Genomic DNA, 1,584 nt, shown 5'->3' with positions numbered 1-1,584 from the left:
AGCTTGATGTTTAACCTCGCACGTCATCCGACCTGCTGATCTTGGCTTCTTCGTGAGACAGCAGCGCGGCCGTTCTTCACGCTTCGAGGTGTCGAGCAACGTCGCGTGAAGGAACGGCCGCTGTGAAGAGTCTGGCTTGTGCAGGTCCCGCTGACGCCGCGCTGAGCGTGCTGTCCCACTTTCGTGTCGAGTTCTACAACTGTCTCTACTCCCGGGCGGATGCGCTCTTCGAGCTCACCGACGCGGTGCTGTGCGCGGACGGTCCGGTGACGTCGCTGGCCGAGCTGACGCTGACGGCCGAGCACCGGCGCGGGCACGGCGCGATGTACGACGCGGTCAACCACGGCTGGCTGGAGCCGCGCCGCCTGCGCAGGCTGCTGGCCTCCACGCCGCTGCCGCGTGCCGCCGACGGGCGGATCGTCCTCGCCGTGGACGTAAGCAACTGGCTGCGGCCCGACGCCCCCACCAGCCCTGACCTACTGTTCTGCCACGTCTACGGGCGGGGCCGCAGCGCCGATCAGTTCATCCCCGGCTGGCCCTACTCCTTCGTCGCCGCCCTGGAAACGGGACGCACCTCGTGGACGGCCGTGCTGGACGCCGTCCGCCTGGGCCCGGCCGACGATGCCACCGTGGTGACCGCCGCCCAGATCCGCGACGTCGTCGCCCGGCTCGTGCGGGCCGGGCAGTGGCGGCCGGGCGACGCGGACATCCTCATCGTCACGGACTCCGGCTACGACGTCACCCGCCTCGCCTACGTCCTGGCGGATCTGCCCATCGAGCTGGTCGGCCGACTGCGCTCGGACCGGGTCATGCTCCGCGACGCCGGCCCACGACGCTCCACCCCGCGCGGCGGGCAGCCCCGCAAGCACGGCGGTGTCCTCACCTTTTCCAAGCCGGCCTCCTGGCACACCCCCGACCAGGCCACCACCTGCGACACCACCCGCTACGGCACGGCCGAAGCCCTCGCCTGGGACCGGATGCACCCCCGCCTGACCGCACGCGGCCCCTGGCTCGACCACTGCGGCGAACTTCCCCTGATCCACGGCACGTTGATCCGGCTGAAGGTCGAGCGCCTGCCCGGCGACCGCGACCCGAAACCGGTCTGGCTGTGGTCCTCGCGCACCTCGATGACCGGCCAGGACGTCGACCTGCGCTGGCAGGCGTTCCTCCGCAGATTCGATCTTGAGCACACCTTCCGGCTGTTCAAGCAGACCCTGGGCTGGACCGTCCCCAAGGTCCGCGACCCCGCGACCGCCGACCTGTGGACCTGGCTCATCATCGCCGCCCACACCCAGCTCCGCCTCGCCCGCCCCCTCGCCGAGGACCTCCGCCGGCCCTGGGAACGGCCCGCCGAGCCCCGTCGGCTCACCCCCGCCCGGGTCCGCCGGGGGTTCCGGCACCTCCGCGCGAAGGCCACCGGCCCCGCAGGTGTGCCGAAACCCTCCCGGCCAGGCCCCGGACGTCCAACAGGCTCACAAAACCGCAGGCCAGCCCCACGCTACGAACCCGGGAAGACCGTGAAACGAGCCGAAACCCTCACCGAACACGTCCGCTTGAAACGGCAGCATGGTTAAACATCAAGCT

At 70.6% G+C, this 1,584-nt stretch carries 1 protein-coding gene; it reads left to right on the top strand.

The features are described 5' to 3' along the window. Positions 1 to 122 precede the first annotated feature (122 nt). Positions 123 to 1,574 (top strand): NF041680 family putative transposase, encoded by a 1,452-nt coding sequence (locus ACWD3C_RS48550; protein ID WP_451155237.1) that lies wholly within the window; start codon positions 123 to 125, stop codon positions 1,572 to 1,574. Positions 1,575 to 1,584 lie beyond the last annotated feature (10 nt).

Source organism: Streptomyces sp. NPDC002845 (genome assembly GCF_053591955.1).
The sequence above is the reverse complement of the archived record's forward strand: the minus strand, read 5'-3'. Positions and strand labels throughout refer to the sequence as shown.